Raw genomic sequence first — 14,266 nt, forward strand, 5'->3', positions numbered from 1 at the left:
CATAAAAGCCATTTTGTCCCAGTGATAAAATGGCTTTTTTATGCCAGTACATCTTGAAAGGCAATTGTTTTGTCAAAAATTGATTTTGCATAAGGACAATTTGGGACAATCTTGGCATCGTTTTTCCGGGCATAATCTACAGCTTCAAGAACGAGTTTTTTACCGACACTCATTCCTTTGTATTCGTCATAGACCTCGGTATGGTCTATGGAAAACTCGTACTCACTCTGCCAGGTATATTCCAAAATCCCGGCCTCATTATTTTCCACTTCAGCAATGAAATTACCTCTGTCGTCTCTTTCGATATTTTTTACTTCCATAGTGTTTTTTTCAAAATAACGTCCAAAAGATATTTTTGTTTTATGAAAACGTTCAAATTTTGTGTTGCTATGTTGGCTATATGTCTGTTATGGTGATAGTCGGAGCGTCTCCGGATTGAGGCTGTGTGGCTGTCAGATGTATTATCGGATGTCGTTGATTTTTCCTATTTTTTTCGTACCTTTGCAATTATCTCCTTAGAACACCTCGCATTTTTATCTTTTCAACGAAGCTCTAAAGGTCCGACATCTCCTCGGGAACATTTTATTTTAATCCATATTGAATGAGCAAAAGCCAAATTACATTTAACAAAAAAGAACGAGAAAAAAAGAAATTACTCAAAAAACAACAAAAAATTGAGAAAAAAGAATTCAACAAAACAAACAATGACAAAGGAAAATCTTTGGAAGAACTGTTTGCTTATGTTGATGAACATGGGAATATCTCAGACAGACCTGCAATCAAATTGAAAGAAGGGGAGAGTCCAAGTATGTCTTCTAACCACCAAGATGACTATTCTTTTGGAAAAGTTGTACATTACAATACCGACTCCAATTATGGGTTCATCAGAGATAATGAGACGCAACAATCTATTTATTTCAATGATCGTCTTGTTGGACAGAAATTGAATCTGAATCAGAAAGTTAAGTTCAAATTCAAAAGCGCAAAACAAGGTGCTCAGGTAACTGAAGTTTTGATCGAGTATTAGTAAACGAAGATTCCGCTTGTGTTAAAAGCGTTGAATAATAAAGCCCTCAAGCACTTCTAAGTAGCGAGAAACTATATGGAAGCCAATCGAGGGCTTATTTTTTTGTTATCAACTGACAGAATAGCCTACTCCTTAAATTTTAATCCCTTTTCCATTAAAGCCTGACTTAACAGCGGCAAGGAAGCCTTTCCAAGGCCATGGAGCTTCAGTAGATCTTTCATCGAGTACTGAGCTAGCTTTTCAAGTTGATCTATACCATGGTTTAATAGCGCATTTCTAGCGGGGCTACCCAAAAGAGCTAGAAAACCATCTTCAGGTTTCTTTTCCTTTTCGCATATGGGACATGTTGGGCAATCTGTACTCTTATAGAAGCTGTGCCCATTACTACATGTTCTTTTGGTTTTGATTCTTGTCATATGACCTACATCTGCTAATTAATCACAATATCGGTACAATTTTCAATGATAGAATATGCTTCAGTGCTTTGAATTTTTCAACCAATTTGTGATATAGTATAAATAAATGCTGAGAACAGTTTTCTATCCTGCCTGATTTAATTCCATTTCGTGTGGCATTAAACTCGGCTGTATCCGACATCTTAGCCCTTTGTTAAGGTAAAAATGGTTATTTCTGGTCGTGCATTAAAGCGGACGGGGATACTATGACCGAGGCCCCTGTTGATGTAAAGGGTTCGGTTTCCAGGAAGTTTTTTAATACCCTGATCGTAGTTTTTGTTAGAGACGGGGATAATGGGTGAACCCCAGAATGGGATACGCACTTGCCCGGCATGTGTATGGCCTGATAAAATCCAGCCTTCATAGCCATTCCATACATCCAAATCAGCAACATCGGGGTTGTGGCAGAGGACAAGGCTCGCTTGGTTAGGGGTGTAGTCCTGCATAGTTTTTACAGGGTCAAAGTTTGTTCCCCAATAGTCGTCAATACCATAGAGCTGTAGACCATTTATATTCACACTTTCGTTTCTTAAAACAGTAATATGATACTTTTTTAGCAGGATAGTGATTGAATCGGCTGCAGTACTGTCTTTAAAGGCTCGTCCATAATCATGATTTCCCAAGATGGCCAATGTCTGTAGTGTTCCTTTTGGTGCTAATTGCATGACTTCGTCGAGATCAGCGAGTGGGAGGGCATTGTGGACCAATCGGACAAAATCGCCTGTGTAAACAATAATGTCCGGATGTGTTATATCAACTTTCGCGAAGTTGTTTTTGATAAAATCTTTACTGACATAGTCGCCGATGTGGATATCCGAGATCTGAACGAGCGTTTTCCCTTCAAGGTTGCTAGGAAGGTTTTTTATGGGGAGTTTTAGCTGATCAAATTTGACCCAATGTGGTTCGATCCGCCAGGCATAATAACCGAGCAGAGCAGCGATCAAGGTCAGGGTAATAAAGGCTTTTTTAAAAAAACGTTTCTTTTTCATTGTGTTTTGGCTAGCCAGTTCGATTTGGTGATTTGCATATTCAGGCCCTTCCAGGTTTCATTGCCGATTGAGGTTTCAGTTGTGGTGCCTTCATTGATCTGAAACCCTACACCCTCATAACATTTTATTGCGTTCGTGTTCCAGTCATAAACGTTTAAATCCGCTTGATCGTAAGTGTTGTCAACAAAGAGCAGTTTCAGCATTGCATTGATGGTTTTCTTGCCATAGCCCTTATTTCTTTCGGTATTGTCAGCAATCAATATGCGACATAATCGTGGTATACTTCTTTCAAAGTTCAATTCACAATGCCCGATAACGTTTTGTGTTTCTGTACTGATAATTTTATAGGGACGGCGTTTGGGATCGTCAATATACTTTTTTAATTGTTCGTCAGTCACTGGAAATGAAAAATATGGACCTGCGAACTGCAGGAGTTCTTCTGGAGATCTGATCCAGGATTTGAAGCGGTCAAAGTCAGCTTCTTCAAATGGAAGCAATGTGATCATAGCCTTCTTGTTATCGATATTAGATTGGAGGGTTAAATTAGATAATTGTTAGACTCTTTCCTAAGAAATTCGTGTTTTTTACGAAATTTGTTCCGAATTCACCGATAGCAAGATTTTATGCCAACACTTGTATTAGACACCACTGTAAATGCACCAATAGGGATAGTTTTTGATCTGGCCCGCAGTATAGACTTACACATGTATTCGACTGGGAAGACAAATGAGAAGGCGATCGCGGGGGTGACCAGTGGACTGATCGAAGCCGGACAGACCGTTCAGTGGCGGGCAAAACATCTGGGTGTATATCAAACGTTGACGGTGCGGATCACAAAAATGGAAAAGCCCTATTTTTTCGAAGACAAAATGATACAGGGGGCATTTCAGTCGATGGATCATCAGCATCTTTTCGAAGAGCAGGCTGATGGTTCGGTGCTGATGCGGAATGTATTTAATTTTAGGGCGCCCCTGGGTCCTTTGGGGCGGTTTGCCGAATGGTCTTTCCTAACAAGTTATATGAGACGATTTCTTGAAGAGCGGGACCATATCATCAAGCTGGTTGCTGAATCAGGAGATTATAGCCGCTATCTCGAAGGGTAGGGTGGAGGATTGCTTTTTACATGTAGACTGTGTGTGAGGTGTTTAATGGTTTCTTGCAATGATGCTGAGGTTCGGGTTTTCCGCTAAAAGCTGTTCCTGGAGAAAATCGAATGCACCTCTTTGGTTCATTGTCACCTGATAAATCTTGGTGAATTCATTGTAAAAATAGACGCGGAAACTATTCGGGCCACGGTGGTTCGTTATGATCCTGGTCTCTATACGGTGAATCTGACTGATCGGAATTTTTTTACTTCCAAAAAAAGGAAAAAATACAAGCTCATGCTCCTGAAAAAGGTACGGCGCAATAGTTGCATAGATGCGGACAAGTCTTCGGGTGTACCGCTGATAAATATCAAGATCACGGCTATTAAGACCTCGTAAGGCAATAATAAATTTTTGATTTTTGGCATAAACGACCCAGCTCAGCCCGCCGAATAGTACGCCGAAATAGACGAACAATGTACTCAAGAGCGGGAGGGATTTGTAAAAAAAAGTCAGTTTATCTGAAGCAGCTGTCCACTTATCCAAAAAAACATAGAAGAAGAAGCCATAGCAAAGAAGAAACATCGCTATAAATAGTCCAATAATGGCATTGCGGACTTTGCAGATTTTCCTTATCTCCGTTTGTAAAAATGAACTGTTGTCGGACGAATAACTTTCCATATAATAAATTAATAGAGTGTAGGCTTGTCTTTTGTTCTCAAATACGAGGGTATCTGGTTCCGTGCGATGATCGTTAGATTTGGATTTTCCTCCAGAAGCTGTTTCTGTAGAAAATCGAAGGCAGCTATCTGGTGCATTGTTGTCTGATAGATTTTTGTAGCATCGTTATAAAAATAGATGTGGTAGCTGTATGTGTCGCGATAATTATGGACATATTTTATTTCTATGCGTTTGATTTGATTGATTGGAATCTTTTTACTTCCAAAAAGAGGAAAGAATATAAGTTCATTTCTACAGAAAATGTAGGGCGCAATGGCTGCATATCGCTGAGTAAGTATGCTTGTGTACTTTCGATAGATGCCTAAGTCGTGGCTGTCGAGCTGCTGTAGTACGCTAATATATTTTTGGTTTTTGATAGACAAGGCCCAACTTAATCCGGTAAATAGTATGATAGGGAATAGGAAGATTGTGTAAAGAGATATGGTGGGGCTATGGTAAACAGTCCGCTTTTCTGGGGTAGCCAGCCACCGGTCCGAAAAAACATATAACAAGATGACAAAGGAAATGAGAAAGATTGCCATAATAAAAGTGATGACATTGTTACGGGCTTTTCTTATTTTCTTAATCTCGATCTGTATAAATAAACTGTCTTCAGCGGAATAATTATGCATATAATGAATTATGTAGTACAGCAAAGATAACAAGAAGTAAGATTGTTTGAATGTTTCTATGTTTAAAGTTTCTGCTGTAGTTTTCACTTTTGTTTGGATTTATGATTTGGATTGTGTTTTATGGATGTGATTTTTCTGTTTATTTAGATGGTGTTATTTTGCTGCAAGATAGTTTTTTTTGTGTTTTTTTAGTTGTTTACTGGCTGTTTTTTTATAAGGTAAATCTAGTGGTATTGCAGATGAAGCGCTTTTACCAATTATAAAATATCGTTAGCGTAAGGATGGGGCAACACAAGCTGAGGGATAGCTACCGATGACCGTTTGCTCTGTAAAAGCTGTTTTAAAGCAGATCTGTTTTTTATGGTTTTTAAGGCATCTTTTTGTTTGGGCTATGTTCTGTGTTCTCGTTGTCTGCAAAGGGCTTGTATCGCTTAAAAATGTACTTAAATAAAGGGTGGCTGTAATGTATGCTCGCTGATAGCTGCTAGTGATCGTTTGCTCTGTGCAAGCTGTTTTGGATTAGATCTGTTTTTTATGGTTTTTAAGACATCTTTTGGTTTGTGCCATGTCTTGCTGCTCTTGTTGTCTGCAAAGGGCTTGTGTCGCTTAAAAATGCGGTTAGATAAAGGGTGGCTGTGATGCATGCTGACGGATAGCTGCTAATGATCGTTTGCTCCGTGCTAGCTGATTGGAGTATACCTATTTTTTAAGGTTTTTAAGACATCTTTTGGTTTGAGCCATGTCTTGCTGCTCTTGCTGTCTGCAAAGGGCTCATGTCGCTTAAAAATGCGGTTAGCGTAAGGGTGGAGGTGACGCATGCTGACGCATAGCTGTTGATGATCATTTACTCCCGTCGTTTGGAAATTGTGAAAGGTGTTTTGTTTGAAGCAAGCAAGCAAGCAAGCAAGCAAGCAAGCAAGCAAGCAAGCAAGCAAGCAAGCAAGCAAGCAAGCAAGCAAGCAAGCAAGCAAGCAAGCAAGCAAGCAAGCAAGCAAGCAAGCAAGCAAGCAAGCAAAGTGTAGTAGAAATATACAGCTTTTGAAAAATGACATTTTAGATTGACTCGATGTAGGGGAGGTTGTTGTATTGAAAAAAAGGTGTGGATAGAATTTTATCCATGCCTTTTTTTAGTCGAAAACCGTAGTTTTTACTGTGTTTTGTATGTTATTTTTTTATTTATGTGATGTTTGTAAAGTATTCTATTTTAAATGATAATATAATATGTTTTGTGAATTTTGTGTCAAAGGGTGAAAATTATGTAAGAATACTATTTTGACCAATAATGCGCATGGTCTATGTGGTTTTAACCCATAAGAAATGTGCTTTTTAACCCTGTTATTTTATCATTTTTTCGCAAATAGAGCTACTCATTCACGGACTTATTCTTGATTAATGCATCGTTTACAGCTATTTAATGCAAACGGTATTGGACGGTAGCTAATGGTGTGAAGGAATTCTTTATAGCTGTTCTTTTTAGGGAGAGACGGCTTTAGTACCTGCTATTATAGCTATAAGATCAAAAAGAGATCGAATACTGGTTTATTGGTGTTTTTATTTTATTTAAGTTGTTTCATTTCAGTATAATTATGAGTTTTATTTATTTCTTTTGTTTATATTTGGAAATCTCAATAAAGATAGCGTTTGAAATGCTGCAGCGACAATTAGAATCCTAGGAAGGCATCCATAATTAGGTGAAAAATATGTAATTTTGGACCTATATCGTCCACTTTTGAGTGGCGTTTTAGTTGTCCTGGTCTGGCATAATTTTGGATTTCGTCAGCAGGATTTTTCCTTTTATGAGGTCATTATTGAATTGGCCGACAGTCGTTTTTTGAAGCATCTCCGATAGGCTATTGCGAAGACTTTTAAACTCATGATATAGCGGACAGGGATATTGTTCGGAGCAGAACTCCAGCCCCATTCCACAGCCCACAAACTTATATAACTATGTGGACCGTAATTCGGTTTTATTGTTCAAGAATTGCTGAAAGAATTTTCAGGAGGATGTTACTATTTCCAGGTTTTCAGGTTACGGGCATAAAAAGTCCATTCTGGGGTATTGATCACATCTTTGTCAATATCGTACCAAGGGCTTAACGCTGCATTGTTCCAATTGTTCAATAACTGTATTTCCTGCGCAGGCATATAGCTTTGGGCAAGTAATACAATTGTTTTGCCTTCCTTATTTTTAGCAAGATCAACGACGATAATCGCATGGCCAATGGGGGAGCCTTTCTGTACGAAAGTGTCGCCGATTTTGACAGTTGTGGACGATTTTACATTAGGAAGCTCATCGTGCAAAGAAGCCGTGTTGGCATAGGCAAAAATATACTCCATATACTTCCAATATTTTGGATACGAATAGTCTCCTTTAGCATAATCTGTATAGGTACGTGGTTTGCCATCGGAGAGAAAATTGAATTTAATATCCTGATACCTCTTTTGCTGGTAGAGGTAATCTGCCCGTAATCGCATGACCGCGTCGGCACATTGGTGCAGGTCGCGTTTGCCGATATCGAGTTTTATAACGCTATTATAGATGTTGTTTCGGGGCTTAATTTTTCCGTTATAATAACGTACCTCATGATCAATGGGGTATAACGGAAGGTTTTCGAGAAAACTACCGAAATCTTTTGACGTGTAGCTGAGTCTTTCAAAACCTGCAGGCAATAAGATTCTTGATTTGACAGTCATTCCCTTTGGATCAATAAATTGTCTCCCGTCAGGATTGCTGGTCTCCACAGTTAGGTCTTTGGATTTCGGTTGGGATACTGCTGAATTAGACTGTCCGCAGCCGATAAGAGCTTGTAAGGATAGGATGGATAATAGCAGGTATGTTGTTGTCATATCAGAGTTTTTAAGTCAGTGTTACCGATCTTACTAAGATAGTCAAAATTCGGCAGAGTGTCCAGGTTGAGGAGTCTTGTAAAATTAAGGAATTTTTAAGCTGAAGATGAGTGTTTTGGATCATTTTCTGATGTAGCTTAGCCGAAGTTAATCGCAATATTTTATGTCAGAAAAACAGATTTTTCAGACGTCAAGCAAAAAGCGTTGGTACGCTTTTTCATGGATGAGCAGGGCACTGATCATTGGAATGATCGTAGCCATCGTATGCGTTGTCTATACCCTGGGCAAGATCCAGGTGCCTCCATTCCCAACAATCAATACAAATGCACCTTTGACGGCAAAGTCTACCGCAAAGTTGAAAAACTCGAAACAGTTTAAGGAGTTTACGGTCGTCAGATCGGAACTTGAAAAGATTAAACGCGACCGGGAACTGAAACATATGAAGCATCTTGGCAATAAAAATAGGATTAACATGGGCTTTTATGTCAGTTCCTGGTCCAATGAGGTTCGGCAGCAATCTTTGTCAGACCTCAGGCGAAACATAGGACATCTGGATATGGTTGCCATGGAGTCCTTTTTTACGGTGCCTGGTCAGGATACCATTGTCGATAAAGCCGATACCGCTGCTCTGAATGTGATCCATCAATATAAACGGAAGGCAATTGCCCAAATTTCCAATTTCAGCGGCAATGACTTTGATGGACAGACTGTACGGACAATACTTTCAGATCCAGCAAAACAGCAACGCTTTATTGATGATATTTTAATCAAAATAAAGAGGAATGGTTTTTCAGGCATCAATATCGACTTTGAAAACCTTCAACTGGATGACCATAAACCTTTAAACGATCTTATGGCGCGAATCTATCAGGTTTTTCATAGCGAAGGTTTACTGGTTTCACAGGATATTTCACCCGAAAATGATGATTACGATCCCATTTCGCTACAAAAATACAATGATTACATCATTTTAATGGCCTATGATCAGCATTCCATCGAAAGTAATGCCGGTGCGATTTCCCACCAGGCTTGGGTTGAAAAGAACCTGGATGAGCTGTGCAGTAAGGTGGATGCAGATAAAGTGATTTTGGCGTTGGCCTGTTATGGATACGATTGGCCAGCTGGAAAAGTGGGCAAGACCATGACCTATGACAATGCGGTTATCCTGGCACATAATTACAATGCAAACATTCGGTTCGATCGGGAGTCAGCGAATCTTAATTTTAGTTACAAGGATGGCACTGGCATGCGCCATGATGTCTATTTCACGGATGCTGCCACCTACTTCAATTTGATCCGCAAAGCCGACGATTGGGGATTGGCGGGTATAGCACTTTGGCGGTTGGGAAGTGAAGATGCCCGTTTATGGTCCTTTATCTCGAGATCTTTGGATCATGATCATTTGGCCAAGGAGCCTTTTGATTTTGAAAAAATAAGCAAAATCAAGGTCGGGGGGATACAATATATCGGTGATGGTGAAATTTTGGATTTGGTGAATAGCCCCGAGCCCGGATTGGTAAAATTTGCATACAATCCGGCTAATGGTTTGATCGAGGATCAGCAGTATGTCAAGACGCCGAGTAATTATGTGATTAAGCGTTTTGGCGAAAGGGACAACACGGTCGTATTGACTTTTGATGATGGCCCTGATCCAACATATACACCCGAGGTTTTGGATATTTTAAAAAGAGAGCATGCTCCAGCAGCATTTTTTCTTGTGGGGGTTATGGCCGAAAAAAATATGGATCTGGTACGTAAAGAGTACCAGCAGGGACATGAGCTAGGGAATCATACTTTTTTCCATCCCGATATGTCAACAATAGGTCCCAATAGGGTCAAATTTGAGTTAAATGCAACCCGGAAGATCATAGAATGTATTACCGGGCATAGCACGATTCTGTTCCGTGCACCGTTTAATGCTGATGCCGAACCGCAGACTGTCGCTGAAATTCTTCCGGTCGCCCAGAGCCGAAAGGAAAACTACATTAATGTCGGTGAGTATATTGATCCCAATGACTGGCTTCCCGGACGTACTGCGGATGAAATTTATAATGAAGTTGTAAAACAACGTGACAATGGCAATATTATCCTGCTGCATGATGCTGGCGGTAATCGGGACGCTACTATTGAGGCACTACCCCGTATTATTCATTATTTCAAAGCACATGGTTATAAATTTGCGACGATCGGAGACCTTATGGGCAAGAAACGCGATGAGTTAATGCCGCCCGTGCAAAATGCATCGGATTCGGGGTTCAGCGGATCATCCAATCGGCTTTTTTTAGGCACACTGTTTTACGGAAATATCTTTCTTAACCTGATTTTCTCACTAGCGATTGTATTGGCAATCTTTCGTACAGCGATGATAGCCTATCTGGCCATACGACAAACAAGAAAAAATAGGAAGGAACAATCGGAATTGATATCGGATTCCCAGGAAAAGGTCAGTATTATTATCCCTGCCTATAACGAGGAGGTGACCGTTTTGGCGACAATCAAAAGCCTGCTTCATCTCGATTACCCAGCCTATGAACTGATTTTTGTCGATGACGGATCCAAAGATAAAACCTTCGAAATTGTGAGCAAGGTCTATGGCGACCACCCAAAGGTCAGGTTGTTTACAAAACTCAACGGCGGTAAAGCCTCGGCGCTCAATTATGGTATCCAACAGTCCGATGCGGCTTTTGTACTCTGTATAGATGCAGATACGCAGTTGAAGACTGACGCTTTGCGGATGTTGATTAAGTATTTCAATAAAGATCAGGTTGCTGCGGTTGCCGGTAGCGTGAAAGTTGGTAATGTACACAATATGCTGACCCATTGGCAATCTATTGAATATATCACTTCGCAGAATATGGATAGAAGGGCTTTTGATCTGCTCAATATGATTTCGGTCGTTCCCGGCGCAATCGGTGCTTTTCGGCGGTCCGTCATTTTGGAAGTCGGTGGGTTTACAACAGATACATTGGCCGAAGACTGTGATCTGACCATGCGGATACTGAAGGCCGGTTATACCGTACGCAACTCGGCAGAAGCGGTTGCATTCACCGAAGCACCCGATACTGTAAAAATGCTTTTCAAGCAACGCTTCCGCTGGAGTTTTGGCGTGCTGCAAAGCTTCTGGAAAAATAGAGATACATTGTTAAACCCCCGATACGGATATTTCGGTATGGTCGGTATGCCCAATATCTTGATTTTTCAGATCATCCTGCCCTTATTTGCGCCATTGGCAGATCTATTTATGCTGTTTTCCTTGCTTAGCGGTCTGTTTTCACTGAGTGAAGTCAATGGAATCAGCTGGACGGGCCTCGCCGGTTTGTTCTCCCTGCATAATGGTTTTGGTCAGGTTATGTTTTATTACTTTTTATTTGTATTCGTGGATATTTTCTTTGCCGGGATTGCTTTTCGGATGGAAGGTGAGAAAATAAAAAATTTGATCTACCTGTTTCCGCAGCGTTTTTTCTGGCGACAACTGATGTATTTTGTGTTATTCAAATCGGTCAGAAAAGCCATTAAAGGTGAATTGAATACCTGGGGTACATTGAAGCGAACAGGGGGAGTGCGGGAAGTAACGGTCAGCGAATAGGGATTAGATCTTGGTGGTACCCTATTTTCTAAGTAATTTAGAACAGGAGAATCTGTTTTCATAGTCGAGAAGGACATGATTCGCTAAAACAGGAAGAAAAACATGAAAATACTTTCGGCGCCCCAGATGAGCTGGGTAGATAGACAAACGATGCAAGATGAGGGGATCAGCAGTCTTGACTTGATGGAGCGGGCAGCGACCGCTGTTTTTGATGCAATCAAGCAGCAGCATCCAAGCTTGGAGCAGCACTCTTTTTGTATTTTTTGTGGTAAAGGCAATAATGGTGGCGATGGACTGGTACTGGCCAGGCTCCTGGATCAACAGCAAGCTGAGGTCAGCGTTTATTTAATTGATTCGCCCGATTATTCCGCAGATAACTTAGCAAACCAAAACCGGTTGCCTGCTCATCTTATCCAAAAAATCAGTAGTGAAAGTCAGGTTCATATTCCTGGAGGGGCAATTGTGTTGGATTGTCTGTTTGGCTACGGACTGAAATACCCTCTGAATGAATTCTGGCGGAATCTCATTGCAGCCATCAATCATTGTGATGGTCCGCTTTATGCGATAGATATGCCTTCAGGTCTTTTAAGTGACGAAACTACACCCAAGGATTCACCAGTTGTGGAGGCTGATCTGGTGTATACGTTTCAGTCCCCTAAATTGGGGCTGTTAATGCCTGAGAATAGATTTCGGGTCAAAGCATTTCGCGTATTAGATATTGGGCTGAACCCAACAGCCTTTAATCAGGTTGATACTGCTTTTCACTATGTCGACTCAGCTTTGCTCGGCTCGTTCTACCGGAAACGAAATAAATTTGATCACAAAGGAACCTTTGGGCATAGTCTGATCGTCGGTGGGAGTAGGGGCAAGATGGGCGCTGTGCAATTGGCCTTAAAGGCTGCTTTGCGTGCAGGCTGTGGTTTGGCTTCTGCTTACATACCATCCTGTGGCTATACAAGTATTCAGACTGCCGTCCCCGAAGCGATGGTAATTACTGACCCCGACGACGAGCTGATCACACAGTTTCCCGATGTGCACAGCTTTCAATCCATCGGTATCGGCATTGGTATGGGGACAGCCCAATCTACGATTGATGCTTTTAAGGTGTTTATCACGCAGGGTCTTGATACCCCCTTGGTATTAGATGCCGATGCATTGAATATTTTGGCGCAACAACCTGAGCTATGGCAGTTCGTTCCGAAACAAAGTATATTGACTCCACATCCTAAAGAATTAAGTCGATTACTAGGGACTTGGCAGAATGACTTCGAAAAGATGGATAAGGTGAAGGCCTTTGCAGTACAATACCAGTTGTACGTTTTGATCAAAGGGGCCAACAGTGCGATGGTTACACCTGAAGGAGTAATTTATTTCAATAGCACCGGCAATGTCGGAATGGCTACGGGGGGGAGCGGAGATATCTTGACAGGGATATTGACGGCTTTGGTCGGTCAGGGCTATTCTTCACAGGAAGCACTGGTTATGGGAGTATACGTTCACGGAAGGGCAGCTGATATTGCGGTACCTTCAATTGGCGTTTATTCCTTATTGCCTTCAGACATTATTAGTTACCTTCCAGCGGCATTTTTAGAACTCGAAATACAGGGATGACAGACTGGTATATCGAGCAGGTATTTGCGGCTCGCACCTGGAAGCTCCGAAAGGAGGTGTTCAGTGCCAAAAGGCAACTGTCGGAGGTCATGCTTGATGGGGATTTTGAAGCGGCTCATTTCGCAGCTTATAGTGGTGACGAGGTTGTCGGCATACTTACCTTGCTGTGCTCGGAAGGGGATTATGAGATTCTTTATTTTGCCGTTCACCCCGATTTTAGAAAACAAGGAGTAGGCAGTGCGCTACTTCGTTATGCGCTCCAATTTATTAAAACAGTTGAAGGTCGTAGTCTCTTTGTTTGGGCGACTTCGCAGCAGCATCATTTTTGGACACAAAATGGATTTGTTCTAATGAAAGAATCAGGTAAGCCGGACCGATTTATATGTAATTTATAAGAGTATAATATATCCCAGTGATAAATGTGCAAATGGGGAATTCCTATCACGATGAGGCTAGTCCTTAAAATTTCCTTCGCGTTGAATAATAGACTGAGCGGACATTTAAACGAGATTTTTTGAAGTGCCTCAAGTTCGCATCGTTTGCAGCGATATGTCGAGAATAATACAATTCATGTCCGCTGCGCGTGGCGAAGTACCTAAAAACAAGATCATCACGTACATGATGACCTTGTTTTGATAGTAAATGACATCTTTATGCTGTCTAAATGCTTGCATAATCAATACGGTCTGCGGCTGTAATCGGCCGGATGACACGACATGGATTTCCAACGGCAACGACATCTGCAGGAATATCTTTGGTCACTACCGAACCCGATCCGATCACCGCATTTCTGCCAATACGGACACCGGGGTTAACAACTACCTGACCGCCAATCCATACATTATCTTCAATGACAATGGGCGCCGAAAATTCCCAGCCTTGATTTCTTGTTTCAAAATAAATCGGATGACCAGCGGTGAAAAGACTAACATTCGGACCAAACAATACGTTTTCACCGATTGTCACTGGAGCCCCATCCAAAATGGTACAGTTGTAATTGCTATAAAAGTTTTCACCTATTGAAATATTATAACCATAATCGCAACGAAATGGTGGTTCCAAAAAGAAACGGGTACCGGACGCTTTAAACAGCTTTTGGATGATCTGTTTTCTGAATTTGATCTGTTTCGGTTCGGAGTCATTGAAACGTTTGAGCTCTTCCTTTGCATATTGTCTTTCCTTAAATAGTTGTCCATCCGTATCAATATAGGGGATGCCCGCAATCATTTTCTCCTTGGGTGATTTCATTCAGTCAATATTTTGATCTGGCACAAATATACAGGAAGTTTTTCAGGCTCCACATGGGCCTATAAA

14 protein-coding genes are annotated in these 14,266 nt (G+C 41.1%); 6 read left to right on the forward strand and 8 right to left on the reverse strand.

Annotated features, from left to right (window positions below; all coding sequences use genetic code 11):
- Nucleotides 1-38: 38 nt before the first annotated feature.
- The gene (locus LC454_RS02410) at nt 39-320 is read right to left on the reverse strand and encodes a GNAT family N-acetyltransferase (protein WP_120258347.1); all 282 of its coding nucleotides are present in this window, start codon (nt 318-320) and stop codon (nt 39-41) included.
- Between the two features lie 281 nt (nt 321-601).
- Between LC454_RS02410 and LC454_RS02415 the strand changes: the two genes are divergently transcribed.
- Nucleotides 602-1,027, forward strand: a complete 426-nt coding sequence (locus tag LC454_RS02415; protein WP_223578826.1) for a cold-shock protein — start codon at nt 602-604, stop codon at nt 1,025-1,027.
- A gap of 125 nt (nt 1,028-1,152) precedes the next feature.
- On the opposite strand, the gene LC454_RS02420 is transcribed toward LC454_RS02415, so the two are convergent.
- The 3 genes from LC454_RS02420 to LC454_RS02430 all read right to left on the reverse strand — a co-directional run bounded on the left by LC454_RS02420 (nt 1,153) and on the right by LC454_RS02430 (nt 2,977).
- Nucleotides 1,153-1,443, reverse strand: coding sequence for an RNA polymerase alpha subunit C-terminal domain-containing protein (locus tag LC454_RS02420; RefSeq protein WP_223578828.1), 291 nt, complete (start codon nt 1,441-1,443; stop codon nt 1,153-1,155).
- A gap of 182 nt (nt 1,444-1,625) precedes the next feature.
- Complete coding sequence (locus LC454_RS02425) at nt 1,626-2,471, reverse strand: metallophosphoesterase (protein WP_223578829.1); 846 nt, start codon at nt 2,469-2,471, stop codon at nt 1,626-1,628.
- Entirely contained in the window at nt 2,468-2,977 is a 510-nt protein-coding gene (locus tag LC454_RS02430; RefSeq protein WP_223578830.1) for a GNAT family N-acetyltransferase, read from the reverse strand. The genes LC454_RS02425 and LC454_RS02430 overlap by 4 nt, the downstream gene beginning before the upstream one ends.
- Nucleotides 2,978-3,094: 117 nt before the next feature.
- On the opposite strand from LC454_RS02430, the gene LC454_RS02435 reads away from it, so the two are divergent.
- Nucleotides 3,095-3,574, forward strand: coding sequence for an SRPBCC family protein (locus LC454_RS02435; protein ID WP_223578831.1), 480 nt, complete (start codon nt 3,095-3,097; stop codon nt 3,572-3,574).
- 42 nt (nt 3,575-3,616) lie between these two features.
- Here LC454_RS02435 and LC454_RS02440 read toward each other — a convergent pair whose 3' ends face one another.
- Nucleotides 3,617-4,237, reverse strand: a complete 621-nt coding sequence (locus LC454_RS02440; protein ID WP_223578832.1) for a hypothetical protein — start codon at nt 4,235-4,237, stop codon at nt 3,617-3,619.
- 8 nt (nt 4,238-4,245) lie between these two features.
- Nucleotides 4,246-4,908 carry a hypothetical protein gene (locus LC454_RS02445; RefSeq protein ID WP_223578833.1) on the reverse strand — a complete coding sequence of 221 codons (663 nt, stop codon included), beginning with the start codon at nt 4,906-4,908 and terminating at the stop codon, nt 4,246-4,248.
- 857 nt (nt 4,909-5,765) lie between these two features.
- Here LC454_RS02445 and LC454_RS02450 point away from each other — a divergent pair.
- Complete coding sequence (locus LC454_RS02450; protein ID WP_223578835.1) at nt 5,766-5,930, forward strand: hypothetical protein; 165 nt, start codon at nt 5,766-5,768, stop codon at nt 5,928-5,930.
- A 988-nt stretch (nt 5,931-6,918) separates the two neighbouring features.
- On the opposite strand, the gene LC454_RS02455 is transcribed toward LC454_RS02450, so the two are convergent.
- Complete coding sequence (locus LC454_RS02455) at nt 6,919-7,755, reverse strand: DUF4846 domain-containing protein (protein WP_223578837.1); 837 nt, start codon at nt 7,753-7,755, stop codon at nt 6,919-6,921.
- 163 nt (nt 7,756-7,918) lie between these two features.
- On the opposite strand from LC454_RS02455, the gene LC454_RS02460 reads away from it, so the two are divergent.
- The 3 genes from LC454_RS02460 to LC454_RS02470 all read left to right on the forward strand — a co-directional run bounded on the left by LC454_RS02460 (nt 7,919) and on the right by LC454_RS02470 (nt 13,347).
- A complete protein-coding gene (locus LC454_RS02460) occupies nt 7,919-11,341 on the forward strand; it encodes a glycosyltransferase (protein ID WP_223578840.1) in 3,423 nt (1,140 codons plus the stop codon).
- Nucleotides 11,342-11,443: 102 nt separating this feature from the next.
- A complete protein-coding gene (locus tag LC454_RS02465; RefSeq protein ID WP_223578843.1) occupies nt 11,444-12,952 on the forward strand; it encodes an NAD(P)H-hydrate dehydratase in 1,509 nt (502 codons plus the stop codon).
- Nucleotides 12,949-13,347: a GNAT family N-acetyltransferase gene (locus tag LC454_RS02470; RefSeq protein WP_223578846.1), complete on the forward strand. Its 399-nt coding sequence runs from the start codon at nt 12,949-12,951 to the stop codon at nt 13,345-13,347. Before LC454_RS02465 ends, LC454_RS02470 begins: the two co-directional genes overlap by 4 nt.
- Before the next feature lie 265 nt (nt 13,348-13,612).
- Here LC454_RS02470 and LC454_RS02475 read toward each other — a convergent pair whose 3' ends face one another.
- Nucleotides 13,613-14,200 (reverse strand): sugar O-acetyltransferase, encoded by a 588-nt coding sequence (locus LC454_RS02475; RefSeq protein ID WP_223578849.1) that lies wholly within the window; start codon nt 14,198-14,200, stop codon nt 13,613-13,615.
- Nucleotides 14,201-14,266 lie beyond the last annotated feature (66 nt).

Source organism: Sphingobacterium sp. GVS05A (assembly GCF_019969845.1).
GTDB lineage: Bacteria > Bacteroidota > Bacteroidia > Sphingobacteriales > Sphingobacteriaceae > Sphingobacterium.

Excerpts from the sequence above, each read along its gene's own strand:
- LC454_RS02410 (WP_120258347.1), bottom strand. The coding sequence starts at position 320 with ATGGAAGTAAAAAATATCGAAAGAGACGACAGAGGTAATTTCATTGCT.
- LC454_RS02415 (WP_223578826.1), top strand. The coding sequence starts at position 602 with ATGAGCAAAAGCCAAATTACATTTAACAAAAAAGAACGAGAAAAAAAG.
- LC454_RS02420 (WP_223578828.1), bottom strand. The coding sequence starts at position 1,443 with ATGACAAGAATCAAAACCAAAAGAACATGTAGTAATGGGCACAGCTTC.
- LC454_RS02425 (WP_223578829.1), bottom strand. The coding sequence starts at position 2,471 with ATGAAAAAGAAACGTTTTTTTAAAAAAGCCTTTATTACCCTGACCTTG.
- LC454_RS02430 (WP_223578830.1), bottom strand. The coding sequence starts at position 2,977 with ATGATCACATTGCTTCCATTTGAAGAAGCTGACTTTGACCGCTTCAAA.
- LC454_RS02435 (WP_223578831.1), top strand. The coding sequence starts at position 3,095 with ATGCCAACACTTGTATTAGACACCACTGTAAATGCACCAATAGGGATA.
- LC454_RS02440 (WP_223578832.1), bottom strand. The coding sequence starts at position 4,237 with ATGGAAAGTTATTCGTCCGACAACAGTTCATTTTTACAAACGGAGATA.
- LC454_RS02445 (WP_223578833.1), bottom strand. The coding sequence starts at position 4,908 with ATGCATAATTATTCCGCTGAAGACAGTTTATTTATACAGATCGAGATT.
- LC454_RS02455 (WP_223578837.1), bottom strand. The coding sequence starts at position 7,755 with ATGACAACAACATACCTGCTATTATCCATCCTATCCTTACAAGCTCTT.
- LC454_RS02460 (WP_223578840.1), top strand. The coding sequence starts at position 7,919 with ATGTCAGAAAAACAGATTTTTCAGACGTCAAGCAAAAAGCGTTGGTAC.
- LC454_RS02465 (WP_223578843.1), top strand. The coding sequence starts at position 11,444 with ATGAAAATACTTTCGGCGCCCCAGATGAGCTGGGTAGATAGACAAACG.
- LC454_RS02470 (WP_223578846.1), top strand. The coding sequence starts at position 12,949 with ATGACAGACTGGTATATCGAGCAGGTATTTGCGGCTCGCACCTGGAAG.
- LC454_RS02475 (WP_223578849.1), bottom strand. The coding sequence starts at position 14,200 with ATGAAATCACCCAAGGAGAAAATGATTGCGGGCATCCCCTATATTGAT.